Source organism: Enterobacter sp. V87_3 (assembly GCF_029967835.1).
GTDB classification, from domain to species: Bacteria; Pseudomonadota; Gammaproteobacteria; order Enterobacterales; family Enterobacteriaceae; genus Enterobacter; species Enterobacter cancerogenus.
The window spans coordinates 1-25,693 of sequence record NZ_JASCAM010000014.1; the positions used below are offsets into that span (position 1 = coordinate 1).

Sequence of the window (25,693 nt, forward strand, 5' to 3'; positions counted from 1 at the left end):
GAGCACGACCTTGCCAAGGTCGGGGTCGCGAGTTCGAGTCTCGTTTCCCGCTCCAAATTCTTTTTCCAGTCAAAATTATCCACAGCGTAAAGTCATGCTGGGGACGTTTCCCGTTGCATTTGAAATACTCTTGTAAACAGAGTTATCCACAGAACGCCTGACGCATCCGAACCGGCTGAAAACTTAGCAGGGTGAATAATATCTTTTTAACCTGCTGTTTTTAATGAATAAAATTTGATTGCAAAATGTTAACGCGATCGCTTGATCTCGTTGTCAGCCCTGATAGCGCTTGAGTTTTTATTTTTATTCACAGGCTGTGAATATATCAAGCATCCCGTATCAGCCCTTTTTCAATCACCCGCACCAGGCGCTGTTTCTTCGGCAGCTGCACTTCAACGACGCAGGCATTTCGCTTCTCAATTTGCTGCGCAATCGCCCATTCTATGTGTTCATCGAGAAGTGGGTGCTCACCTCTGCGGCTTTCAAGCGCCTGAATATTGGCTTCAGCCCAGGGGGCATTTCCCAGCGCGACGGCGACGTTACGCAGCCAGCGCAGGTGGCCGATACGGCGAATAGCCGAACCTTCCGTGACTTTCAGGAACCAGGCTTCGGTCCAGGCGAACAGTTCGATGAGTTGTGGCGCATGAAGCGCTTTGCGCGGGCTGAAGTCCTCTTCCTCGGTGAGTTGCGAGTAGCGGTTCCACGGGCAGATCAGCTGGCAGTCGTCGCAGCCGTAGATGCGGTTGCCGATGAGCGGGCGAAACGCTTCGGGGATTGCGCCTTCGAGTTCAATCGTGAGATAGGAGATGCAGCGGCGCGCGTCGACGACATACGGCTCGACGATTGCCCCGGTCGGGCAGATGGTCATACAGGCCACACAGCGTCCACAGCCTTCTTCTACCGGCCCGTCAATGGGCAGTGGTAAATCAATGAGCAACTCCCCGAGGAAAAAGAAGGAGCCGGCGTCACGGCTCAGGATAAGTGAGTGCTTACCTGTCCAGCCAAGCCCGGCTTTTTCGGCAATCGGACGCTCAAGAATAGGCGCGGAGTCAACAAACGGTCTAAAATTCAGCGAAACACAGTGCTGCTGAATAGTTTCCCCAAGTTTTTTTAAGCGGTTACGCAGAAGCTTATGGTAATCACGCCCGAGGGCATACCGGCTGACGTAGCCCAACGAGGGATTTTTTAGCGTGCGCGCAAATGCCGCGTTGGCTGGCAGGTAGTTCATGCGCACGCTGATGACGCGTAACGTGCCCGGCAAAAGCTCGTGTGGACGGGCGCGCATCATGCCGTGACGCGCCATCCACTCCATCTCGCCGTGGTACTGTTTGTCCAGCCAGGCCTGCAATTTTGGCTCGCTGGCAGAGAGATCGGTATCGGTGATACCCACTTTCTGGAAGCCAAGTTCAGCACCCCACTGTTTAATTTTTTGCGCTAACTGATTGAGATCGAGGGGCTGTGACATGACGGACCATACTGTGAAGAAAAACCCCGCCAGTATACCACATTCCATCTGGCATGCGGATGACCTCCGCCATGCCGAAAAAGAGGCGGCCGACAGCCTGGGGATTACCCTTTATGAGTTGATGCAGCGGGCGGGCGAAGCGGCATTTAACGTTGCCCGGACGGCCTACCCGGATGCATCGCACTGGCTGATTTTATGCGGACATGGCAATAACGGCGGGGACGGCTATGTGGTCGCACGTCTGGCCGTTGCCGCCGGTCTTCGCGTCACGCTGCTTGCGCAGGAGAGCGATAAGCCCCTGCCAGAAGAAGCCAGCGCCGCGCGGGACGCCTGGCTTAACGCGGGCGGTATGATCCACGCGCCGGACATTCTCTGGCCGGATGATGTCGCGCTGATCGTTGACGGGCTGCTGGGGACCGGGCTGCATAGCGCGCCGCGCGACAGCGTTGCGGCGCTGATTGAACGCGCCAACGCGCATGCTGCTCCGGTAGTGGCGCTGGATATCCCTTCCGGATTGATCGCGCAGACCGGAGCCACGCCGGGTGCGGTGATTAACGCCGCTCACACCGTGACCTTTATCGCCCTCAAACCTGGCCTGCTCACCGGTAAAGCGCGGGATGTGGTCGGCCTGCTGCACCACAGTACGCTGGGGCTGGACGGCTGGCTGGCCGGACAGGAGACAAATCTTTCACGTTTTGATGCCTCGCAGCTTGCCCACTGGTTGCCGCCGCGCCGTCCAACGTCCCATAAGGGCGACCAGGGGCGGCTGGTGATTATCGGAGGCGATACCGGTACCGCAGGCGCGATCCGCATGACCGGCGAAGCGGCGTTGCGCTGCGGAGCAGGGCTGGTGCGGGTGCTGACGCGCAGCGAAAATATTGTTCCGATTATCACCGCCCGCCCGGAACTGATGGTGCATGAATTGACCCCAAAATCGCTTGAGGAGAGTCTCGAGTGGGCGGATGTGGTGGTGATTGGTCCCGGGCTGGGACAAGAAACCTGGGGCAAACAAGCCCTGCAAAAGGTGGAGAATTTCCGTAAACCGATGCTCTGGGATGCTGACGCGCTGAACCTTCTGGCAATCAACCCGGATACGCGTCACAATCGCATTCTGACGCCGCACCCCGGTGAAGCAGCGCGGTTGCTTAACTGCAGCGTGGCAGAAATTGAAAGCGATCGCTTACTTTCTGCCCAGCGTCTGGTAAAACGTTACGGAGGTGTTGTTGTCCTCAAAGGGGCAGGGACCGTCGTTGCCAGCGACGTTTTGCAGGGCATCATTGATGCCGGTAACGCGGGAATGGCCAGCGGCGGCATGGGCGATGTGCTTTCCGGCATTATTGGCGCATTGCTCGGACAGAAACTTCCCCTATATGATGCAGCCTGCGCGGGCTGCGTAGCCCACGGGGCGGCAGCCGACAGGCTGGCAGCGCGTTACGGCACGCGCGGTATGCTGGCCACCGATCTTTTTTGCACGCTGCGGCGTGTAGTTAACCCGGATGTGATTGACGTAGAAAATGACTAATCGAGCGATTTCTTTACCTGATGAACAAGCCACTTTGGATTTCGGCACGCGCGTGGCGCAGGCCTGTCAGGGGGCAACCGTCATTTATCTGTATGGAGATTTAGGCGCGGGTAAAACAACCTTCAGCCGTGGGTTCCTGCAGGCGTTAGGCCATAAAGGGAATGTGAAAAGCCCAACCTACACGCTGGTTGAGCCTTATACCCTGGACCATGTTACGGTCTATCACTTTGATTTATACCGCCTTGCGGACCCGGAGGAGCTGGAGTTTATGGGGATCCGTGATTATTTTGCCAACGACGCCATTTGCCTGGTGGAGTGGCCGCAGCAAGGTGCGGGTGTGCTGCCTGACCCGGATGTCGAAATTCACTTAGAGTACCAGGCGCAAGGGCGTGAGGCACGCATCAGTGCTGTTTCCTCATCAGGGTGTTCCTTACTGGCCCGTCTGGCCGGTTAAGCGTAGGAATGACGGGATGATTAATCGCGTTAAAGGTTGGTTGTTAGCTGCAACGGTGCTGCTGTGCACGCAAGCCGGGGCGGCGAATCTTTCGGATATTCAGGTCTCCAATGGCGATAGCCAGGCCCGCATCACCTTCAGCTTTATGGGTGATCCTGAGTATGCCTTCTCACAAATCGACAGCCACAGCGTGGCGCTCGATATCAAACAAACCGGCGTGATCCAGGGGCTGCCGCTGCAGTTTAGCGGAAATAACCTGGTGAAAAGCATCCGATCCGGAACGCCAAAGGACAGCCAGTCGCTACGGCTGGTGGTGGATTTGACCGAAAAAGGAAAGACAAAGGCGGTTAAGCAGCAAAACGGCTCGAATTATACGGTGGTCTTTACCATCAACGCCGATGTGCCTCCGCCACCTCCACCGCCGCCTGCGCCGGTGGTCGCGAAACGCGTGGAAACGCCGGTTTATACTCCGCGTCCCGCTGAGCCTGCCCGTAATCCGTTCAAATCGCAGGACGATCGCATCACTGTGGCAACCAGCAGCAATACGGTGACGCGCCCGGCGGCCAGCGCGCGTCGTGCGACGGTCAGCGGAGACAAGGTGATTATCGCCATTGATGCCGGTCACGGTGGGCAAGACCCCGGTGCGATTGGGCCGGGCGGCACGCGCGAGAAAAATGTCACTATCGCCATCGCCCGCAAGCTGCGTACGCTGCTCAACGACGACCCGATGTTTAAAGGCGTGCTGACCCGCGACGGGGATTACTTTATCTCGGTCATGGGCCGCTCGGACGTGGCGCGTAAGCAAAATGCTAACTTCCTGGTGTCGATTCATGCGGATGCGGCTCCGAATCGTGATGCCACCGGAGCGTCCGTCTGGGTGCTCTCAAACCGTCGCGCCAACAGCGAAATGGCGGGCTGGCTGGAGCAGCATGAGAAACAGTCCGAGCTGTTAGGCGGCGCGGGCGATGTGCTGGCAAACAGCCAGTCTGACCCGTATCTCAGCCAGGCCGTGCTGGATTTACAGTTCGGTCATTCTCAGCGCGTCGGGTATGATGTCGCCACCAATGTACTGAACCAGTTACAAAGCGTGGGCGTGCTGCACAAGCGGCGTCCTGAACACGCCAGCCTCGGCGTTCTGCGCTCGCCGGATATCCCGTCGATTCTGGTGGAAACCGGCTTTATCAGTAATAACGGTGAAGAACGTTTGCTGGGAAGCGACAGCTACCAGCAGAAAATTGCCGAAGCGATTTATAACGGTCTGCGTAAATATTTTGACGCGCATCCGCTGCAGGCGGCACCGCAGGGCGGCGTGAGCCAGACGGCCAGCGCTGCGTTACCGGGTGAGATGACCGCGACCAATTAAGGAGACGTCATGCCGATTCAGATTCTCCCGCCGCAGCTCGCGAACCAAATCGCCGCCGGTGAGGTGGTTGAACGCCCTGCATCGGTGGTGAAGGAGCTGGTGGAAAACAGCCTTGATGCGGGCGCAACCCGCATCGATATTGATATCGAACGCGGTGGCGCGAAGCTTATCCGCATTCGGGACAACGGCTGCGGCATCAAAAAGGACGAGCTGGCGTTAGCTCTGGCGCGCCATGCCACCAGTAAAATCGCCTCGCTTGATGACCTGGAAGCGATTATCAGCCTGGGTTTTCGCGGCGAGGCGCTTGCCAGTATTAGCTCCGTTTCACGTCTTACGCTCACCTCCCGCACGGCCGAACAGCAGGAGGCCTGGCAAGCCTACGCCGAAGGGCGCGACATGGACGTGACGGTGAAACCTGCCGCACATCCGGTTGGCACCACGCTGGAAGTGCTGGATCTGTTTTACAACACGCCCGCCCGACGCAAGTTCATGCGCACCGAGAAGACCGAATTCGGCCATATCGATGAGATTATTCGCCGCATTGCGCTGGCGCGGTTTGATGTCACGATCAACCTCAGCCATAACGGCAAAGTCATGCGCCAGTACCGCGCGGTCGCTGAAGGCGGTCAAAAAGAGCGCCGCCTGGGTGCCATCTGCGGAACGCCCTTCCTCGAGCACGCGCTGGCGATTGAGTGGCAGCATGGCGATTTGGCCCTGCGCGGCTGGGTGGCCGATCCTAAGGTGAGCAGCGCCGCGTTTGCTGAGGTTCAGTACTGCTACGTCAACGGCCGTATGATGCGCGACCGCTTGATCAACCACGCGATTCGCCAGGCCTGTGAAGAGAAGCTCGGCGCGGATCAGCAGCCCGCCTTTGTGCTCTATCTGGATATTGACCCGCACCAGGTTGACGTTAACGTTCATCCGGCCAAGCATGAGGTCCGTTTCCATCAGTCGCGCCTGGTGCATGATTTTATTTATCAGGGCGTGGTGAGCGTGTTGCAGCAGCAGGCAGAGCCGACGTTACCGCTGGACGACAGCGAGCCGTCTGCGCGTTCACTGCCGGAAAACCGGGTCGCCGCGGGGCGTAACCACTTTGCCGAACCCGCCGTTGCGCGTGAACCGGCGGCACCGCGATTCGCCGCGTCGGGCAGCACGCCGCGAGCCACGGGGGCGAACTACCCGAACGCCCAGCCGGGTTATCAAAAGCAGCAGGGGGCGTTGTACCGCAAGCTGCTGGATACGCCAGCCGTTGAGCATAAAGAACGCATTGCGGTCTCTACGCCTTCGCTGGACGGCCACAGCCAGAGCTTTGGACGGGTATTGACCATCATCGCGCCGGATGTCGCGCTGCTCGAACGCGAAGGGCAACTGATGCTGCTGGCGCTGCCGGTGGCGGAACGCTGGCTCAAACAGGCGCAACTGACGCCGGGGATCAATGCCGCTTGCGCACAGCCGCTCCTGATCCCCGTACGCCTGAAAATAACCGCACAGGAAGCAGCAGTTTTGCAGCGTGCAACGCCGTTACTGGCGGAAATGGGTATTGAAATCGCACTCGAAGCGCAGCATGTGACCATTCGCGCAGTGCCTTTACCCTTACGCCAACAAAATTTACAAAACTTGATTCCTGAACTGATAGGCTACCTGGCGCAACAGACAACGTCTGATGCCGCGAATACCGCGCAGTGGATTGCTCGCCATCTGGCAAGTGAACACGCTGCATGGAGTATGGCGCAGGCCATTACCGTGCTGGCGGAGGTGGAACGCCTTTGTCCGCATCTGGTAAAAGCGCCACCGGGTGGATTATTACAACCTGTTGATTTAAAAACGGCGATGACCGCCCTGAAAGATGATTGATGTAAGCAAGGCGAGCCTGCCTAAGGCAATTTTTTTAATGGGGCCGACGGCCTCCGGTAAAACGGCATTAGCCATTGAGCTGCGTAAAGTTTTGCCTGTAGAGTTGATTAGCGTTGATTCTGCCCTCATTTACCGGGGGATGGACATTGGCACGGCGAAGCCAGACGCAGACGAACTGCGCGCGGCACCGCATCGTTTGCTGGATATTCTTGACCCGGCTCAGGCTTATTCGGCAGCCGATTTTCGCCGCGATGCCCTGGCCGAAATGGCCGACATTACGGCGGCAGGACGAATACCGCTGCTGGTTGGCGGTACCATGCTCTACTTTAAGGCGCTCCTGGAGGGGTTATCACCTCTGCCATCGGCGGATCCTGAGGTAAGAGCAAAGATTGAGCAGCAGGCGGCAGAGCAGGGGTGGGACGTTTTGCACAAGCAACTGGCACAAGTCGATCCGGTTGCCGCAGCACGGATTCATCCAAATGATCCGCAAAGGCTTTCCCGGGCACTGGAAGTTTTTTTCATTTCGGGTAAAACTTTAACGGAACTGACGCAAACGTCAGGAGAGGCTCTGCCGTATCAGGTGCATCAGTTCGCCATCGCCCCGGCGAGCCGTGAACTGCTCCATCAACGAATTGAGCAGCGTTTTCATCAGATGTTGGCTTCAGATTTTGAAGCAGAAGTGCGGGCGCTTTTTGCCCGTGGAGATTTGCATACGGACATGCCTTCCATTCGTTGTGTGGGATACCGCCAGATGTGGTCGTATCTTGAAGGTGAGATTTCATACGATGAAATGGTTTATCGAGGTGTTTGCGCCACGAGGCAGTTAGCGAAGCGCCAGATCACCTGGTTGCGCGGTTGGGAGGGGGTTCACTGGTTAGACAGTGAAAAACCACAACAGGCGTTAAACGAAGTGATTGAGGTTATTGGTGATATCGCTCACTGAATGTGTACAATTAAGCCGTATCGTGCGCAATTTTTCAGAATCGCAAGGTTCTAAGTACAAAACAAGCATATAAGGAAAAGATAGAATGGCTAAGGGGCAATCTTTACAAGATCCGTTCCTGAACGCATTGCGTCGGGAACGTGTTCCAGTTTCTATTTATTTGGTGAATGGTATTAAGCTGCAAGGTCAGATTGAGTCTTTCGATCAGTTCGTGATTCTGTTGAAAAACACGGTCAGCCAGATGGTCTATAAGCACGCTATTTCTACTGTTGTTCCGTCTCGTCCGGTATCTCATCACAGCAATAACGCTGGCGGCGGCACAGGTAGTAACTACCATCATGGTAGCAACGCACAGGGTTCTACTGCCCCTGCGCAGGACAGCGACGATACCGAATAAGGTTTCGGCTGTTATCCACACGGGGAGCCAGGGATCCTGCGTTCCCCGTTGATCTTTATTGAGAGGTTTACGCTTGTTTGACCGTTATGATGCCGGTGAGCAGGCGGTGCTGGTACACATCTATTTTTCGCAAGACAAAGATATGGAAGACCTCCAGGAGTTTGAAACTCTGGTCTCTTCCGCTGGCGTCGAAGCAATGCAGGTGATTACCGGTAGCCGTAAAGCGCCGCACCCGAAGTATTTTGTTGGTGAAGGTAAAGCAGTTGAAATTGCGGATGCCGTTAAAGCAACCGGCGCATCACTCGTGTTGTTTGATCACGCGCTGTCTCCCGCTCAGGAGCGTAATCTTGAAGCACTTTGCGAATGTCGGGTTATCGATCGCACAGGGCTAATTTTAGATATTTTTGCTCAGCGTGCGCGTACCCATGAAGGGAAGCTGCAGGTTGAGCTGGCGCAGCTGCGCCATCTGGCGACGCGTCTTGTGCGTGGCTGGACCCACCTTGAAAGACAAAAGGGCGGGATTGGTTTACGCGGTCCGGGTGAAACCCAGCTCGAAACCGACCGCCGTTTGCTGCGTGGCCGTATTACCCAGATCCTCTCACGCCTGGAACGCGTAGAGAAACAGCGTGAGCAGGGACGTCGGGCGCGAACGAAAGCCGATATCCCGACGGTGTCGCTGGTGGGCTATACCAACGCCGGTAAATCCACCCTGTTTAACCAGATAACCGAGGCTCAGGTGTATGCCGCAGACCAGCTGTTTGCGACCCTGGACCCGACGCTGCGTCGTATTGACGTTGCGGACGTCGGTGAAACGGTGCTGGCGGATACCGTAGGGTTTATCCGCCATCTGCCGCACGATCTGGTGGCAGCGTTTAAAGCCACCCTGCAGGAGACGCGCCAGGCGACCTTGCTGCTGCACGTTATTGACGCAGCAGACGTGCGCGTGCAGGAGAACATCGACGCGGTAAACGTGGTGCTCGAAGAGATCGAGGCCCACGAAATCCCGACGCTGCTGGTGATGAACAAAATCGATATGCTGGAGGATTTCGAGCCGCGTATCGACCGAGATGAAGAGAACAAACCGATTCGGGTCTGGCTTTCTGCCCAGACCGGTGTTGGTGTGCCACTGCTTTTCCAGGCTTTGACAGAACGTCTTTCCGGTGAGGTAGCTCAGCACACGCTGCGACTGCCGCCACAGGAAGGCAGGCTGCGCAGCCGGTTTTATCAGCTTCAGGCGATAGAAAAAGAGTGGATGGAGGATGACGGCAGCGTGGGGATGCAGGTGCGTATGCCGATCGTTGACTGGCGTCGCCTCTGTAAACAAGAACCTGCGCTGATCGACTATATCGTCTGATCAGAAAGGGGATGCCTGAATAATTCGCCCTTGCATAACAAATATGGAGCATATACATGGCGTGGAATCAGCCCGGTAATAACGGACAAGACCGCGACCCGTGGGGAAGCAGCAATAATCAAGGCGGCAACTCTGGGGGAAATGGCAACAAAGGTGGTCGCGAGCAGGGGCCGCCGGATCTGGATGACATCTTCCGTAAGCTCAGCAAAAAGCTGGGTGGGTTAGGTGGGGGTAAAGGTTCTGGCACGGGTGGAAATTCCACTCAGGGACCTCGCCCGCAAATGGGTGGCCGCATCGTGGGCATTGTTGCTGCTGCCGTGGTGATCATCTGGGCGGCCAGCGGGTTCTACACCATTAAAGAAGCGGAGCGCGGCGTGGTTACCCGTTTTGGTAAGTTCAGCCATCTGGTTGAGCCGGGCCTGAACTGGAAACCGACCTTCATTGACGACGTGACCGCGGTAAACGTGGAATCCGTCCGTGAACTGGCCGCCTCTGGCGTAATGCTGACTTCTGACGAAAACGTCGTGCGCGTTGAAATGAACGTGCAGTACCGCGTGACCGATCCAGAACGTTATCTGTTTAGCGTGACCAGCGCGGACGACAGCCTGCGTCAGGCAACCGACAGCGCCCTGCGCGGCGTGATCGGCAAGTACACCATGGACCGCATCCTGACGGAAGGTCGTACCGTTATTCGTAGCGATACCCAGCGCGAGCTGGAAGAGACCATTCGCCCGTACAACATGGGTATCACCCTGCTGGACGTCAACTTCCAGGCTGCACGTCCGCCGGAAGAGGTGAAAGCCGCATTTGACGATGCGATTGCCGCGCGTGAAAACGAGCAGCAGTACATCCGTGAAGCGGAAGCGTACACCAACGAAGTTCAGCCGCGTGCTAACGGTCAGGCGCAGCGTATTCTGGAAGAAGCGCGTGCGTATAAGACGCAGACCATCCTGGAAGCACAGGGTGAGGTGGCGCGTTTCGCGAAGATCCTACCGGAATATAAAGCGGCTCCGGAAATTACCCGTGAGCGTCTGTATATCGAAACCATGGAAAAAGTGCTGAGCCACACGCGTAAAGTGCTGGTTAACGACAGCAAGGGCGGGAACCTGATGGTTCTGCCGCTGGATCAGATGCTGAAAGGCGGTTCTGCACCGGCTGCGAAAGACACCAGCGGCGCAAACAACCTGCTGCGTCTGCCGCCAGCCTCAAAGGGCGGCTCCAGCGCGAACACAACGCCTTCTTCGAACGATGGTGACATTATGGACCAACGCCGTGCTAACGCGCAGCGTAACGACTACCAGCGTCAGGGGGAATAAGGATGCGTAAGTCAGTTATTGCGATCATCATCATCGTACTGGTCGTGCTTTACACCTCGATCTTTGTGGTGAAAGAGGGCGAGCGTGGGATCAAATTCCAGTTCAGCAGCGTCGTGCGTGATGGCGACAAGCGTCCGGTGATCTATGAGCCGGGCCTGCACTTCAAGGTTCCGTTTATTCAGTCGGTGAAAACGCTCGATGCGCGTATTCAGACCATGGATAACCAGGCCGACCGTTTTGTGACCAAAGAGAAAAAAGACCTGATCGTTGATTCCTACATCAAATGGCGCATCAGTGATTTCAGCCGCTACTTCCTGGCAACAGGCGGTGGTGACGTTTCTCAGGCAGAAGTGCTGCTGAAACGTAAGTTCTCTGACCGTCTGCGTTCTGAAATTGGTCGTCTGGACGTGAAAGACATCGTTACCGACTCCCGTGGTCGTCTGACTCTCGAAGTGCGTGATGCGCTGAACTCCGGTTCTGCGGGTACGGAAGACGAAGTGGAAACCCCGGCAGCGGATGACGCCATTGCCAAAGCGGCTGAGCGTGTTCAGACGGAAACCAACGGCAACGTGCCGGTGATCAATCCGAACAGTATGGCGGCGCTGGGTATCGAAGTGGTCGATGTGCGTATCAAGCAGATCAACCTGCCTGCAGAAGTGTCTGAGGCGATTTACAACCGTATGCGCGCCGAGCGTGAAGCGGTAGCCCGTCGTCACCGTTCACAGGGCCAGGAAGAGGCTGAGAAGCTGCGTGCAGCGGCGGACTACGAAGTGACCAAGACGCTGGCGGAATCTGAGCGTCAGGGCCGTATCCTGCGCGGTGAAGGTGATGCCGAAGCGGCGAAACTGTTTGCTGATGCCTTCAGCCAGGATCCTGACTTCTACGCCTTCATCCGTAGCCTGCGTGCTTACGAGAATAGCTTCCAGAGCAACCAGGATGTGATGGTGCTCAGCCCGGACAGCGATTTCTTCCGTTATATGAAGACGCCGAGTAACGCGACACGCTAATTAATTCACATTAGGTAAGTCGTAAAGCGAAAGGGTGGCCAATGGGCCACCCTTTTTACGTTAAGTGTAAGGTCTGCGTCTGGTTACAATTCATCGATCAGATAACGAAAATTACAGGTCGTACTGAATAAACCCGCGCCAAGGTGCTGGGTGTCTGCCTGAACATGAATATCATAAAGCTCAGTGTCGGTCATGGGGTGTTTAGAAATACTGGTGGTGACGCGGGGATCGTCGCAACCCAACACACTGACGGAAACACCGGTGGAAACGTAGCGACAATAGACGCCACGATCGTTCATCTGGCTACCATCGCACAACTGACCCCCTTCCATTAAATAGGTTTGTAATATCGTTTCTACCCTGCCGCCATTGGGGGTTAGAATCAGTTGTTTTTCATGTTGAACCTGGTCTTTACTCCAGGAAATATCGTAGGTGGCGACAGGTACGGTCGGGCAAGCCGTTTCGCGTGTTGGGGGAGATGTCCACGATTTACCGGTAGAGGGATCGACACTCATGGTATATTGCGCGATATTCCACGGGCAATCCTGACCCTCAAAGTGTACGGTGTACGAAACATCTAAACTCCCGCATGCCCACAGGGTGGTATCAATTCCAGGGCAGTGCGATGAGGCAATGTCATTCTTTTGAGCATGGAGTATTTCTATTCTGGGGAGATGAGAGGTGCTCCAGGAAATTAAAGTGGGCGTGCCTAATCCGTTCTCTACAGCATCGGTTGCATCGTAAATACCGTTTTCAGTGGAATTAGAGGATGGGAAAGACACGTGAAGCTGAATATTAGCTTGAACACTGGGGTTTTTAAGATAAGCAAAATAAACGAGAAAGTGCGTTTGGCTTTTCAGGTTATCGGTAGCCGCCATTGCTGATGATGTAAATAACATCGCCAACATAAGCGAAAAAAGAATAAATAATGCAGGCAATTTTTTCATTTATAAATACTCAAACGTGGCGGTTGCCGTTGCGATAAAAGTACCTGGCATCACCCGAGTCCCGGCAACGGTTTGTAGCCATGCGTTCAGGATCAGCTCGTTACTGCCCGGATTTAACGCGAACGTTGCCCCCGTCGGATGATTGAACATCACTTGCGTGCCTGCCAATGTTTCAAGCCCAATCGCAAAACCACTGGCGGTCGATCCGCTATCCAGGGCCAGAAACCCCGGCAGCGTCTGTTCTTCTGAGCCTGAAAATGTCACCCGCAGGCCGTTTTTTAGCGTTGGTCCGCTGCAGTCTTTAAGCGAAATAACCAGCTTTGCGCGTGCTGATTGACCGCGCAACATTAAATCCGGCGCAGCCATTTCTGGAAACACGACCTCATCCAACGTGCCCCCCTGTATCACGGGTTTACAGAAGGTGGTCAGCAAGGTTCCACTAAAATGAAGGTTATCCGTCGCGGCAAACAGGGGCTGAAGCCCCCCACACAGCAATAGCCCGCCTATCAGGAGTCGCGCTGTTTTTCGATGTATCATTGATAGTCCACCTGAAGCGTTGCCCATGCTTCAAACGTGCCCTCAGGAAGCGTAACGCCATCCTTTTTAATCGGCACAGCTTTTAGCACCGGTTGCGTCGCTGGATTAATAGTGAGCGCTGTGCCGATGGTAAAAGGTTGATCATCATGGGTTATTTTTATCCCAAGACCGTTAATATCGGTGTTGACGGCGGCATCGTTAAAGTCGGACTGCGTCGCCATTAGCGTTAACGTCATGGTCATGTATGCATCACGGACCGTCGAATCACAGTCGATGGTATAAGGGATTTCCTTCATATAGTTAATGCCGTTGATATCATCGATCTGCATTTCAGCGAAGGGAACTTCAATGGTTTCATTGTTGCTAATGACGCATTGTGGCGGGTTCACAAGATAACCGTGAAAGTTGACATCGGCACTGGCCATGGCGTCATGCGTGAAAACGAGGAGTAATACAAGCATCAATGGTTTCATTGGTAATCGACCACCATTGTTGCGGTGGCATTAAACTCAGCCGCCTGAAGTGATGCCGATGCTTCTTTTACTGGTACGACTTCCAGTTCGGGAGCGGCCTGGGTATAAGTAAAGTTAAGCCAGTCGGTTGTTCCTGGCTTGATCAGTGTTTTATCCGCTTTATTCTGTAAGCGCAGCCCAAAACCCTCAATGTTGGTTTTGAGCACCTGTTCGCCATTAATGACGGTCGTCTCGCCCTGTAACTGTAGCTTGAGATAATCACTTATCCTCGTCTGACAATCCATTGCGTAGTTCACGGGCTGTGTATAGTGCTCACCGTTCACTTTGGTGGTGACAACGGTACCAAACTCCACCGTTCCGCCGTTGATGACGCAGGGAATTGGAACATTAATCAATACCGTAAGCGACATATCGACGGATTTACTGCCGGCAAAACATGCTGTGTTTGCGCTGATGAACACGATGATCAGACTCCAGAGGACAGTGCGCAGCATTTCATTTTTCTCCTGCGACTATTTCTTCAGACTCTTTTCTTCATTTACGCTGCACGTATTCGCTGCGCATGTGAAGTACAAAGGGGGACGTCCGCCGTAGTCATTGACGTATCCCAGAACAGGTTCGCTGCCGAGATCGGCAGATTTCACCTTCAGCGGCTGGCTGGCGAAGGGGGCGAGTATAATGGGCTCAAAGCCAGCGGCAGTTTTATCCTTGCTGGGACCGGCACTGCTGATGATCACAAAATATGGCGTGGGGTTCTTCACCGTATAGCTGTCGCTGGTTCGGGTAAGCGTCAGCTTATGTTGCCACGGATGCTGGGGATCCAGCGCAGGCAGCGCCGCGGGACGATAAAACAGCTTAATCCGCGTTTGAAGAGCGATTTGCAATACGTTAGGTTTGCTGCTTTTCGGCGGGATTTCGCGGATGTTGAAATAGAACATCGTCTCGCGATCCTGCGGCAAAGAGGCCAGTCCAGGCATTCCCTGTACTTTTACCTGACCGGTGGCCGTGGGTTCAATTCGTTGAACGGGCGGCAGTACCGTCAGTGGCGAGGTGATCTTTTGTCCTGTACTGGTCTCGATCCATGCCTGCGCCAGATACGGCAGCGATTGGTTGTCGTTTCTGAGCGTGATGCTGACCGATTTTTGATCGCCGCGGAAAATCACGCGCGTTCTGTCAGGAACGACGGCGGCATGAGCCGCAAGTGTGGACATCAGCAGGCAACCTGCGATGAGTTTTACGGTATGTGAATGAAAAATCTTCATAGTGCTTTTCCTGAGGAGGTGGCGAGAGCGGGTATCCCGGAAATATTTTCGGGTGTAGGGGGCAGCTCAAGCCGATTGGTTTGTTGCTGAATGGCCGGAATGGTTTGCACCGGCGTGTTTGGACCGACGGGTTTATCGTTGCGGCAGGGTAAAAACACGCCATTAAACAGGTCATTCGGTAGTGGGGATGGAAGCGCGATCTCGCAATGATCGTCGCCATTCCATGAAACCTGCATTTTCTCGCCGGGGTTAACGCCCACCAGATACACGCTGCCATTTTCATCAACCAGCCCTACCTGCTGTTGGCGATGGTTTTTTACCTCTGCACCAAGCGGTGGGTGGCTACCATTACTCATGCGCAGTACCGCCATGGCTTTCACGCCGCTGATCACATCAAACTGACGATAGCCAATTGCGCCGGACGTGAGCGTTGCCTGAGCAATTGAACGCAAGGCCTCAGCATTCTCCGGGAGGTGATCAATGTCGATGCGGATATCGTTCCGATTGTAGTCGTTAACATCGGATATAATGGCCTTGCCAAAGCGGTTGGTGTAAACCGGATCGCTGTAACCGCCAACCGGGATATCCGGGACGCCGCTGGTGTCCACAAGCAGGCGCGTACCGCCGGGGATTGACGTACGGTGCAGCGCGCCGCCCTGGGTGGTTAACGTTGCCCCGCCGGTTAGGGATAATCCCACCGATGAATAGTCTCCATCCACATAGCTGGCATTCATATCCACATCGGCATAGCTCCCTGTGTGGCGATAGTAACCATCCACCGATGTGGCATGTTCTGACTGACCAACATTAACCTGGTAGTTGTTATGGTTATCAAGTTGCTCATAATAGCCAACCCGGTTCGAGGTAGTGTTATCGTCGAATGAACCGCTGTAGCTTAGCGTGCGGTTATCACCCAAAGGTACACTCAGCGATAAATAGAGACCGTCATCTTTTTCATTATCGAACTCATTGCGAAAAGCGTTGAGCGACAGGCTGATATTCCGGATACGGCTGATATCAAAATATTTAGAAACCATAACGTTGTAGTTATTCTGGTCCTGACGATCCCAATAGGTTCGTTGCGTCCAGTTGAAATACATGTTCAGCCCAGGTCCGATGAAATTCTGGTTGTAACTCATGGTGAACATCTCTTTATCGTGGCCCGCGCGAATGTTTTCGCCATTGCGAGCGTCAAGAGACTCATTCATCGTCATGAACTTTTCTTCAGAAAAGCGGTAACCCGCAAAGGAGAGACGGCTGTGCAGTTCGTCGAAGTTTTTGGCATAGCTGATGCGGAAAGAATTGCCCTGCAACGTCCCGGTCCCATAACCGGTGTCTTCGGTCAGGTGTGTACGGGAGTTTGTCACATCAACGGCGAGTGCACCGAGGATAGCCAGATCGCGGCCCACACCCAATGCCAGTGCCTGATAATCTTGTTCGCCAATCATTCCACCGTATAACGACCATCCGTTAGCGATCCCCCAGGACGCTTCTCCAACGCCAAAGGGGGATCCTTCCATATGAAGGTCCCAGCTTTGTGGTCGACCCACTGCCGCCTTATAGCGAACCTGATCCAGGCGGGTCAGGAACGGGATAGAGGCCGTGGTGACATCATATTCCTGAACGTTGCCGTCTTGTTCTTCGACGCGTACGTGCAGATCGCCCGTGGTCGACTGGCTGATATCCTGGATATGGAAAGGCCCTGCCGGTACCTGCTTCTCATACAGAACGCGATTTTGTTGGCTAACAATGACCTTAGCGACACTCCTGGCGACGCCAATGATGTCCGGCGCATAGCCTCGAAGATTGGGGGGGAGCATCTGGTCGTCTGTACGTATGCTGGCGCCAGCATAGTTGAAACTGTCAAAGATATCTGACTGCAGATAATCTTCACCCAGCGTCAGCTGCGCGCTAAGACTGGGCAGAGCACGATACGCATAGTAGCGATTCCAGTTCCACTGTTGGTATGTTTGGTCATCCAGGCGCTGATAGTTTCCTTGCCAGTCGGCGCGTAAACGCCATGCGCCGATATTCGCGCCTACTGTCCCGTTACCGCTAATATCATGCTCATTACCGCTGCCATCCATGCGATGTTCATGGTCAGCGTTAACGTTATAGTCAAAAAGAATACCTGAGACGCCGTTATCCCAGCGCGACGGGGGATCCCAATTTTTATCGGTGTATTCCAGGTAAGCCTGAGGAAGCGTGATATTTAATGCGGAATGGCTGAGATCGGCTTCAATTTCCATGCCGTCTAACTGCCCGGGTTTCAGGCAGGAGCCATCTTTAATCCAAATGAATTTTTCTGTCAGTGCGGGTTGAATACCTAATAAGGAGACCAGCTGAGGTGACAAACACGCAAAGCTAGTTTTTGATGCATCATCCGTAGCGTACCAGATAATGGTATGCTCATCTGGCAAGGCGCTATTATTTATAAAAACCTGGAGATCGTAAGAACCCGGTAATACATATCCTTTGCGAGAAAAACGACTAATGTCATAACTCGCCCCTTCCTGAGACTCCAGGAATTGGGTATTGAATTCTACGTTTTCTTCCGCCAGGCCAATATATGATTGACAGGCAAGCGTAAACGCTATGACATTTGTCAAACTTTTGAGGCTGAAATGAGGACCGGGCGGCATAGTATGAATTATTCCTTCGACATTCCGATGTCATGTTGTTTCATTTTCCCCTGCCGCATCATGCAGCAGGGGAATATATTTATTACAGATACGTAATCTGGAAACTGGTCATGCTAGAAAATTCACCCGTGTCGACAGTTGCCGCAGCAGTATCGCCCTGAACCCAAGCTTTGAAACGCAGGGTTTGATCGGCCATAGCTTTACCCGCTGTATCTTTTGTCATTAGCTGGGTTGAGGCTGTACCCATACGCAGTTCGGTACCTTTACTGTCAGCCATCACAATGTAGGCGCCTTTCATTTCACCGCCAGCACCCATTAAAGCCAGGTTACCGGCGTGGGTAGTCGATTCGTTACCATTTGCGTTGAAGACAATGGACATATTTGTCTGAGCGTCGAATACGCAGTTTACGAGTTCAATGTCAAAATCAACTTTCTGTGTCAGGCCTGCTTTCAGTGATGCAGTACCCAGGTTTTCGCCCAAACTGATGGTCTGGTTTTCGTCTCCAATCTTAATAGAGCATGGAGATTCTACGATTTTGCCGACAAACGTCACGGTACCATCGTTGGCGCCGGTTGTAGTTTCCTCTGCCTGAGCGACAGACATTGCACTACCCAAAACCAACGCAGCAGCGAGCGTCGTTTTAACAACGTTTTTCATTTTTCATCCTTAATGTATTAAAAAACAGGCATTAATAAATATGCGGTTATTGATAACCAAGCGGAGGTATGCCTCGATCTCCAGCATCTTTGAAAGCAATTCATAACCCGATCGGAGGAAGGGGAGGGGAACACTTTAAAAAGAGACAAATAACTTAGGTAATGTAAACTCATGAACTAAGTGTATTTAATATTGTTTTACAAGAATAATCTGAATCATTGATTGTTACAATCAACAATTGCTTACATGTATTTTAAGTAATCTTTATGGATTTTGAACATTAGATAATATTCAAAGTGGGGAGCATGCTATGGGTTAAGTCTGACATACTTTATGATTTTACTCATGATTACCTGCCTTTAAATAATATTCCAGGAGTATATTTGTTAAATAAATATAACTTGCCTTTTATATTTATTATTTAAGTGTATCTTTCGGGTTGTTCATATTTTAAACGAAAAAAGCGCAGGAAAAATGAGGGCCAAGGTATGTTACAGTCACTGGCATGACAACGGATACGATTCGATAATAGTAAGAAGGATAGTCGCGTGAACTCACACATCTTGCTGGCGCTTGCTTTGGTTTTAGTGTTGGAAGGTCTCGGGCCGATGCTCTATCCCCGTGCGTGGAAGAAGATGATTCTGGCGATGACACACTTGCCAGAAAATACGTTGCGTCGATTTGGCGGTGCTCTTGTGGTTGCCGGGATCGTTATCTACTACATGTTGAGGAAAACGATTGGCTGATCAAAAAGTGGTCGGATTTGGCATGTTTTAGGGTCAAAAAGTGCTGTATATCTGAAAAAGCGATGGTAGAATCCATTTTTAAGCAATCGGTGATTTTGAAAAAATGGGTAACAACGTCGTCGTACTGGGCACCCAATGGGGTGACGAAGGTAAAGGGAAGATCGTTGATCTTCTGACTGAACGGGCTAAATATGTTGTACGCTACCAGGGCGGTCACAACGCAGGCCATACTCTCGTAATCAACGGTGAAAAAACCGTCCTCCATCTTATTCCATCAGGCATTCTTCGCGAAAACGTCACCAGCATCATCGGTAACGGCGTCGTGCTGTCTCCTGCTGCCCTGATGAAAGAGATGAAAGGCCTGGAAGACCGTGGTATTCCTGTTCGCGAGCGTCTGCTGCTCTCCGAAGCCTGCCCGCTGATTCTGGATTATCATGTGGCGCTGGACGTTGCACGTGAAAAAGCGCGTGGCGCGAAAGCGATCGGGACGACCGGTCGTGGTATCGGCCCGGCTTACGAAGACAAAGTAGCACGTCGCGGTCTGCGCGTCGGCGACCTCTTCGATAAAGCGACCTTTGCTGAAAAACTGAAAGAAGTGATGGAATATCACAACTTCCAGCTGGTTAACTTCTATAAAGCTGACGCCGTTGACTACCAGAAAGTGCTGGATGACGTCATGGCGATTGCTGACATCCTGACCGGTATGGTTGTTGATGTTTCCGATCTGCTGGACCAGGCGCGCAAGCGTGGCGATTTCGTCATGTTCGAGGGTGCGCAGGGTACGCTGCTGGACATCGACCACGGTACCTATCCGTACGTTACCTCCTCTAACACCACCGCTGGTGGCGTGGCGACCGGCTCTGGTCTGGGTCCACGTTATGTGGATTACGTTCTGGGTATCATCAAAGCGTACTCCACGCGTGTGGGTGCAGGTCCATTCCCGACCGAGCTGTTTGATGAGACCGGCGAGTTCCTGTGCAAGCAGGGTAACGAGTTTGGCGCGACCACCGGTCGTCGTCGTCGTACCGGCTGGCTGGACGCGGTTGCCGTGCGTCGTGCCGTGCAGATCAACTCCCTGTCTGGCTTCTGCCTGACCAAGCTGGACGTGCTGGACGGCCTGAAAGAGGTGAAAATCTGCGTAGGTTACCGTATGCCAGATGGCCGCGAAGTAACCACCACGCCGCTGGCTGCTGACGACTGGGAAGGCATCGAGCCAATCTACGAAACCATGCGGGGCTGGTCTGAGACCACTTTCGGTGTGAAAGAGCGTAGCGGCCTGCCGCAGGCGGCGCTGGATTACATCAAGCGTATTGAAGAACTGACCGAAGTGCCGATCGATATTATTTCTACCGGCCCGGATCGTACTGAAACGATGATCCTGCGCGATCCGTTCGACGCATAATCTTCGTGACTGCTGGCCTGCGGGGTGACCCGTAGGCCGGATAAGCGTAGCGCCATCCGGCGACCGCTCCTGGATATCCGCTTTTTCGCCCCGTCTGTCAAATAAATTAGCCGCTACCTGGCTGGCTGGTTTATCATCATTAATGAATATCTCTGCGGTTTGACCGCGTTTTTCCTTATTTCCTGAGGTTGATGTGCAGTTAACAAGTTTCACCGATTACGGCTTACGCGCGCTCATTTACATGGCGTCGTTACCCGCCGGGAAAATGACAAGTATCTCTGAAGTCACAGAGGTATACGGCGTGTCCCGTAATCATATGGTCAAAATAATCAATCAACTTAGTCGTGCCGGATACGTTGCTGCCGTCCGCGGGAAGAATGGCGGGATCCGCCTGGGTAAACCGGCGCAGAGTATTCGTGTTGGGGATGTGGTACGTGAACTGGAGCCCTTGTCTCTGGTGAACTGCAGCAGCGCATTTTGCCACATTACCCCCGCTTGTCGCCTGAAACAGGCGCTTTCTCAGGCCGTGCAAAGTTTTCTCAAGGAACTGGATAACTACACGCTGGCCGATTTGGTTGAAGAGAATCAACCGCTTTATAAATTATTGCTGGTGGAATGAAGAAAATTTCCACCGGAGCTGACAACGGAGGAACCGACATGTCACATGATCCTTTCCAGGAACGCGAAGCCGAAAAATACGCGAATCCTATCCCCAGCCGCGAGTTCATCATTGAACACTTAACCAAACGCGAAAAACCCGCCAATCGTGAAGAACTTGCCGTTGAATTAAACATTGAAGGTGAAGAGCAAACCGAAGCCCTTCGCCGCCGCCTGCGCGCCATGGAGCGCGACGGGCAGCTGGTCTTTACCCGCCGCCAGTGCTACGCCCTGCCTGAACGTCTCGATCTGCTGAAAGGCACGGTCATTGGGCACCGCGATGGCTTTGGCTTCCTGCGCGTGGAAGGCCGTAAAGACGATCTCTATCTCTCATCCGAACAGATGAAGATGTGTATTCACGGCGATCAGATCCTGGCGCAGCCGCTGGGGGCCGATCGTAAAGGCCGCCGTGAGGCGCGCGTGGTGCGCGTGCTGGTACCGAAAACCAGCCAGATTGTGGGTCGCTACTTTACCGATGCGGGCGTGGGCTTTGTGGTGCCGGACGACAGCCGTCTGAGCTTCGACATCCTTATTCCGCCCGAAGAGGTGATGGGCGCGCGCATGGGCTTTGTGGTGGTGGTTGAACTCACCCAGCGTCCAACCCGCCGTACCAAAGCGGTAGGTAAAATCGTCGAAGTGCTGGGCGATAACATGGGCACCGGTATGGCCGTCGATATGGCGCTGCGTACCCATGAGATCCCGTACGTCTGGCCGAAAGCGGTTGAAGAGCAAATCGAAAACCTGCGTGAAGAAGTGCCGGAAGAGTCCAAAGTGGGCCGCGTGGATCTGCGCTCCCTGCCGCTGGTGACCATCGATGGCGAAGACGCCCGCGACTTCGATGATGCCGTATACTGCGAGAAGAAACGCGGTGGTGGCTGGCGTCTGTGGGTTGCGATTGCAGACGTCAGTTACTATGTGCGTCCGAATACCCCGCTGGACAACGAAGCGCGCAGCCGTGGAACTTCGGTCTACTTCCCGTCACAGGTTGTGCCGATGCTGCCGGAAGTGCTCTCCAACGGCCTCTGCTCGCTGAACCCGCAGGTTGACCGTCTGTGTATGGTCTGCGAAATGACCATCTCGACCAAGGGCCGCTTAACCGGCTACAAATTCTACGAAGCGGTGATGAGCTCGCACGCGCGCCTGACCTATACCAAGGTCTGGCATATGCTGCAGGGCGACCAGGATCTGCGCGAACAGTACGCGCCGCTGGTCAAGCACATCGAAGAGCTGCATAACCTCTACAAAACGCTGGATCAGGCGCGCGAAGAGCGCGGCGGGATTTCGTTTGAGAGCGAAGAGGCGAAGTTTATCTTCAACGCCGAACGTCGTATCGAGCGCATCGAGCAGACCCAGCGCAACGATGCGCATAAGCTGATTGAAGAGTGCATGATCCTGGCGAACATCTCAGCGGCACGTTTCGTTGAGAAAGCCAAAGAGCCGGCGCTGTTCCGTATCCACGATAAGCCGACGACGGAAGCAGTGAATTCGTTCCGCACCGTTCTGTCCGAATTAGGACTGGAACTGCCTGGCGGCAACAAGCCCGAGCCGCGTGATTACGCCGAGCTGCTGGAGTCCATTGGCGACCGCCCGGATGCAGAAATGCTGCAAACCATGCTGTTGCGCTCCATGAAGCAGGCGATTTACGATCCGGAAAACCGGGGCCACTTTGGCCTGGCTCTACAGTCTTACGCGCACTTTACCTCGCCGATCCGTCGTTATCCGGACCTCTCTCTGCACCGCGCCATCAAGTATCTGCTGGCTCAGGAGCAGGGTCACAAAGGTAACACCACCGAAACCGGCGGCTATCACTACTCGATGGACGAGATGCTGCAGCTTGGTCAGCACTGCTCCATGGCTGAACGCCGCGCCGACGAAGCCACGCGTGATGTGGCTGACTGGCTGAAGTGTGACTTTATGCTGGATCAGGTCGGCAACGTCTTTAAAGGCGTGATTGCCAGCGTGACCGGCTTTGGGTTCTTCGTGCGTCTGGATGAGCTGTTTATCGACGGTCTGGTGCACGTTTCCAGCCTGGATAACGACTACTACCGCTTCGACCAGGTGGGCCAGCGCCTGATTGGCGAATCCGGTGGCCAGACTTATCGCCTGGGCGACCGCGTGGAAGTGAAAGTTGAAGCCGTCAATATGGACGACCGTAAAATCGACTTTAGCCTGATCTCCAGCGAGCGTGCGCCGCGTAACGTCGGCAAAACCGAGCGTGAAAGAGCGAAGAAAGGCGGCAACGGCAACGCGGGCGGTAAACGCCGTCAGGCCGGTAAAAAGGTAAACTTTGAGCCGGACAGCGCCTTCCGTGGCGAGAAGAAACAGAAGCCGAAGGCAGCGAAGAAAGATGCCCGGAAAGCGAAGAAGCCTTCCACCAAGACCCAGAAAATCGCAGCCGCTACCAAAGCGAAACGCGCTGCGAAGAAACAGCAGGCGGAGTAAACTACTCTGCTAATCTGACCCTCTCCCGAAAAGGGAGGGGGACAAGCATTGTCATAATGAGAACCATCAATGAGTGAAATGATTTACGGCATCCACGCGGTGCAGGCCCTGCTGGAGCGCGCGCCGGAGCGTTTTCAGGAAGTGTTTATTCTGAAAGGGCGTGAAGATAAACGTCTGATGCCGCTAATCCACGCGCTGGAAGCGCAGGGCGTGGTGATCCAGCTGGCGAACCGTCAGTACCTGGATGAGAAAAGTGAAGGCGCGGTTCACCAGGGCATTATTGCGCGCGTGAAGCCGGGCCGTCAGTACCAGGAAAACGATCTGCCGGATCTGATTGCCGGGCTGGATAACCCGTTCTTCCTGATCCTTGATGGCGTGACCGATCCGCACAACCTCGGCGCGTGCCTGCGCAGCGCCGATGCGGCGGGCGTCCACGCGGTGATCGTACCAAGAGACCGCTCAGCGCAGCTGAACGCGACGGCCAAAAAAGTGGCCTGCGGCGCGGCGGAAAACGTACCGCTGATCCGCGTGACCAACCTGGCGCGCACCATGCGTCTGCTGCAGGAAGAGAATATCTGGATCGTCGGTACGGCTGGCGAAGCGGATCACACCCTGTACCAAAGCAAGATGACCGGCCGCATGGCGCTGGTGATGGGCGCAGAAGGGGAAGGCATGCGTCGCCTGACGCGCGAGCATTGTGACGAGCTGATCAGCATTCCGATGGCAGGTAGCGTGTCGTCGCTGAACGTCTCCGTCGCGACGGGCATCTGCCTGTTTGAAGCGGTGCGTCAGCGTAGTTGATTTTCGCCCGGTGGCGCTTCGCTTACCGGGCCTACGGTTTTGTAGGCCGGGTAAGGCGAAGCCGCCACCCGGCAAAACAACCTCACTCCTCCAGCGACCGCAAATGGTCATCCTTCCTCAATGTCATCAGCGCCACAATGCTCACCACCGCCGTTGCCATTACGTAATAGGCCGGAATATCAAGATTGCCCGTCTCTTTAATCAGACTGGTAATGATTAAGCCCGCACAGCCCGAGAAAATCGCATTCGACAGGGAATAGGCCAGCCCAAGCCCGGTATAGCGCACGCGCGTCGGAAACATCTCCGAGAGCATGGCCGGACCTGGCCCCGCCAGCATCCCTACCAGACCCCCTGCAATCAGCACCACGATGGCTTTGACGGCCAGCGTGCTCGACTCCGCCTGCAGGATGTTGAGCAGCGGAAGGGCGAGGATCAGCAGCAGCGCGGCGGCGATAATCATCACTGTGCGGCGTCCTATCTTATCGCTCAGGATCCCCGACGGAATGATGGTGAGCGCAAAGCCAATATTTGAAATCACCGCAATCAGCAGCGCCTGGTTGAATCCGGTATGCAGGGCCGACTGCAGATAGGTTGGCATGATCACCAGGTAGGTATAGCCCGCTGCGGACCACACCATGACCCGGCCAATGCCCGTCACGATGGCCCGAAGCGTAGCCGCAGTGTCGGCCTGAGCGACAGCCGGTTTCTCTTTTTGCTGCACAAAACTTGGCGTCTCTTCCATGCTGACCCGCAGCCACAGCGCGACCGCGCCCATAGGCAGCGCGAGGAAGAACGGAATGCGCCATCCCCAGTCGTGGAGCGCCTCGGGAGTGAGCAGTACGGAGAGCAGCGCCACAATGCCCGCACCCGCTAACAGCCCCAGCGCCACGGTGAAGGACTGCCACGCGCCGTACAGGCCGCGCTTGCCGCGTGGTGCGAACTCGGTCATCAGTGACACGGCCCCGCCATATTCCCCTCCGGCAAACAGCCCCTGCAGGATGCGAAGCAGGGTGATGATCAGCGGTGCGGCAATCCCGATGCTGGCATAGTCCGGCACAATACCGATGGCGGCGGTGGCGAGCGTCATCAGGACCAGCACGATAATCAGCGTCGGTTTACGGCCAATCTTGTCGCCAATACGGCCAAACACCACCGCGCCCAGCGGGCGAAAGAAGAAGGCGATGGCAAACGAGGCGTAGGTGAGGATCAGGCTGGTTAGCCCCGTTTCACCGTCGAGCTGGAAAAAATTCTTCGCAATCACGGTCGCCAGGAAACCGTAGACCGCAAACTCGTACCACTCGATGAAGTTACCAATGGAGCCTGCAATTAATGCACGCTTGTGCGCATCCGGTTGCATAACGATCCTCGCAGAAAAGAGTAAGAATAAATTATTCAACAAAATCGCTAACATGAAATAGTTTATTCTTATGTTCTGTGAGCTATTTCACGAA

23 protein-coding genes are annotated in these 25,693 nt (G+C 54.5%); 14 read left to right on the plus strand and 9 right to left on the minus strand.

What is annotated here, in order from left to right; all coding sequences use genetic code 11:
* Window positions 1-325 precede the first annotated feature (325 nt).
* The gene (gene queG, locus QLG21_RS06125; protein ID WP_282484073.1) at window positions 326-1,465 is read right to left on the minus strand and encodes a tRNA epoxyqueuosine(34) reductase QueG; all 1,140 of its coding nucleotides are present in this window, start codon (window positions 1,463-1,465) and stop codon (window positions 326-328) included.
* On the opposite strand from queG, the gene nnr reads away from it, so the two are divergent.
* The 9 genes from nnr (at window position 1,464) to hflC (ending at window position 11,675) form a co-directional block, all read left to right on the plus strand.
* Window positions 1,464-2,987, plus strand: a complete 1,524-nt coding sequence (nnr, locus tag QLG21_RS06130) for a bifunctional ADP-dependent NAD(P)H-hydrate dehydratase/NAD(P)H-hydrate epimerase (protein WP_102891539.1) — start codon at window positions 1,464-1,466, stop codon at window positions 2,985-2,987. The genes queG and nnr overlap by 2 nt on opposite strands.
* Window positions 2,980-3,441 (plus strand): tRNA (adenosine(37)-N6)-threonylcarbamoyltransferase complex ATPase subunit type 1 TsaE, encoded by a 462-nt coding sequence (tsaE, locus tag QLG21_RS06135; protein ID WP_006178966.1) that lies wholly within the window; start codon window positions 2,980-2,982, stop codon window positions 3,439-3,441. Before nnr ends, tsaE begins: the two co-directional genes overlap by 8 nt.
* A gap of 16 nt (window positions 3,442-3,457) precedes the next feature.
* Window positions 3,458-4,804 carry an N-acetylmuramoyl-L-alanine amidase AmiB gene (gene amiB, locus QLG21_RS06140; RefSeq protein WP_282484074.1) on the plus strand — a complete coding sequence of 449 codons (1,347 nt, stop codon included), beginning with the start codon at window positions 3,458-3,460 and terminating at the stop codon, window positions 4,802-4,804.
* Between the two features lie 9 nt (window positions 4,805-4,813).
* On the plus strand, window positions 4,814-6,658 hold the full coding sequence (mutL, locus tag QLG21_RS06145; RefSeq protein WP_137272946.1) for a DNA mismatch repair endonuclease MutL: 1,845 nt from the start codon (window positions 4,814-4,816) through the stop codon (window positions 6,656-6,658).
* The gene (gene miaA, locus QLG21_RS06150; RefSeq protein WP_006178969.1) at window positions 6,651-7,601 is read left to right on the plus strand and encodes a tRNA (adenosine(37)-N6)-dimethylallyltransferase MiaA; all 951 of its coding nucleotides are present in this window, start codon (window positions 6,651-6,653) and stop codon (window positions 7,599-7,601) included. The genes mutL and miaA overlap by 8 nt, the downstream gene beginning before the upstream one ends.
* Window positions 7,602-7,686: 85 nt before the next feature.
* Entirely contained in the window at window positions 7,687-7,998 is a 312-nt protein-coding gene (hfq, locus tag QLG21_RS06155) for an RNA chaperone Hfq (protein WP_006178970.1), read from the plus strand.
* Window positions 7,999-8,071: 73 nt separating this feature from the next.
* A complete protein-coding gene (gene hflX, locus QLG21_RS06160; protein ID WP_282484075.1) occupies window positions 8,072-9,352 on the plus strand; it encodes a ribosome rescue GTPase HflX in 1,281 nt (426 codons plus the stop codon).
* Between the two features lie 56 nt (window positions 9,353-9,408).
* A complete protein-coding gene (hflK, locus tag QLG21_RS06165; protein WP_137849742.1) occupies window positions 9,409-10,668 on the plus strand; it encodes an FtsH protease activity modulator HflK in 1,260 nt (419 codons plus the stop codon).
* A 2-nt stretch (window positions 10,669-10,670) separates the two neighbouring features.
* Window positions 10,671-11,675: a protease modulator HflC gene (hflC, locus tag QLG21_RS06170; protein ID WP_058609523.1), complete on the plus strand. Its 1,005-nt coding sequence runs from the start codon at window positions 10,671-10,673 to the stop codon at window positions 11,673-11,675.
* A gap of 83 nt (window positions 11,676-11,758) precedes the next feature.
* On the opposite strand, the gene QLG21_RS06175 is transcribed toward hflC, so the two are convergent.
* The 7 genes from QLG21_RS06175 to QLG21_RS06205 form a co-directional block, all read right to left on the minus strand.
* Window positions 11,759-12,622 carry a StfH/YfcO family fimbrial adhesin gene (locus QLG21_RS06175; RefSeq protein WP_137849741.1) on the minus strand — a complete coding sequence of 288 codons (864 nt, stop codon included), beginning with the start codon at window positions 12,620-12,622 and terminating at the stop codon, window positions 11,759-11,761.
* The gene (locus tag QLG21_RS06180; RefSeq protein ID WP_137849740.1) at window positions 12,623-13,159 is read right to left on the minus strand and encodes a fimbrial protein; all 537 of its coding nucleotides are present in this window, start codon (window positions 13,157-13,159) and stop codon (window positions 12,623-12,625) included.
* Window positions 13,156-13,632, minus strand: coding sequence for a fimbrial protein (locus QLG21_RS06185; protein WP_137849739.1), 477 nt, complete (start codon window positions 13,630-13,632; stop codon window positions 13,156-13,158). The genes QLG21_RS06180 and QLG21_RS06185 overlap by 4 nt, the downstream gene beginning before the upstream one ends.
* Entirely contained in the window at window positions 13,629-14,126 is a 498-nt protein-coding gene (locus QLG21_RS06190; protein WP_137849738.1) for a fimbrial protein, read from the minus strand. The genes QLG21_RS06185 and QLG21_RS06190 overlap by 4 nt, the downstream gene beginning before the upstream one ends.
* 18 nt (window positions 14,127-14,144) lie before the next feature.
* On the minus strand, window positions 14,145-14,843 hold the full coding sequence (locus tag QLG21_RS06195) for a fimbria/pilus periplasmic chaperone (RefSeq protein WP_249357437.1): 699 nt from the start codon (window positions 14,841-14,843) through the stop codon (window positions 14,145-14,147).
* Between the two features lie 47 nt (window positions 14,844-14,890).
* Entirely contained in the window at window positions 14,891-17,536 is a 2,646-nt protein-coding gene (locus QLG21_RS06200) for an outer membrane usher protein (protein ID WP_137849736.1), read from the minus strand.
* Between the two features lie 82 nt (window positions 17,537-17,618).
* Complete coding sequence (locus QLG21_RS06205) at window positions 17,619-18,194, minus strand: fimbrial protein (protein WP_137849735.1); 576 nt, start codon at window positions 18,192-18,194, stop codon at window positions 17,619-17,621.
* A gap of 548 nt (window positions 18,195-18,742) precedes the next feature.
* Between QLG21_RS06205 and QLG21_RS06210 the strand changes: the two genes are divergently transcribed.
* From QLG21_RS06210 to rlmB, 5 genes are all read left to right on the plus strand, one after another.
* On the plus strand, window positions 18,743-18,940 hold the full coding sequence (locus tag QLG21_RS06210) for a DUF2065 domain-containing protein (protein WP_058609529.1): 198 nt from the start codon (window positions 18,743-18,745) through the stop codon (window positions 18,938-18,940).
* Window positions 18,941-19,043: 103 nt separating this feature from the next.
* The gene (locus QLG21_RS06215) at window positions 19,044-20,342 is read left to right on the plus strand and encodes an adenylosuccinate synthase (RefSeq protein ID WP_282484076.1); all 1,299 of its coding nucleotides are present in this window, start codon (window positions 19,044-19,046) and stop codon (window positions 20,340-20,342) included.
* A gap of 193 nt (window positions 20,343-20,535) precedes the next feature.
* Window positions 20,536-20,961: a nitric oxide-sensing transcriptional repressor NsrR gene (nsrR, locus tag QLG21_RS06220; protein ID WP_058609530.1), complete on the plus strand. Its 426-nt coding sequence runs from the start codon at window positions 20,536-20,538 to the stop codon at window positions 20,959-20,961.
* Between the two features lie 38 nt (window positions 20,962-20,999).
* Window positions 21,000-23,441, plus strand: coding sequence for a ribonuclease R (gene rnr / locus QLG21_RS06225; protein WP_137849734.1), 2,442 nt, complete (start codon window positions 21,000-21,002; stop codon window positions 23,439-23,441).
* A gap of 69 nt (window positions 23,442-23,510) precedes the next feature.
* Complete coding sequence (gene rlmB, locus QLG21_RS06230; protein WP_006178978.1) at window positions 23,511-24,242, plus strand: 23S rRNA (guanosine(2251)-2'-O)-methyltransferase RlmB; 732 nt, start codon at window positions 23,511-23,513, stop codon at window positions 24,240-24,242.
* Between the two features lie 82 nt (window positions 24,243-24,324).
* Here the strand turns inward: rlmB and QLG21_RS06235 are convergent, their stop codons facing one another.
* On the minus strand, window positions 24,325-25,599 hold the full coding sequence (locus QLG21_RS06235) for an MFS transporter (RefSeq protein WP_137849733.1): 1,275 nt from the start codon (window positions 25,597-25,599) through the stop codon (window positions 24,325-24,327).
* Window positions 25,600-25,693 lie beyond the last annotated feature (94 nt).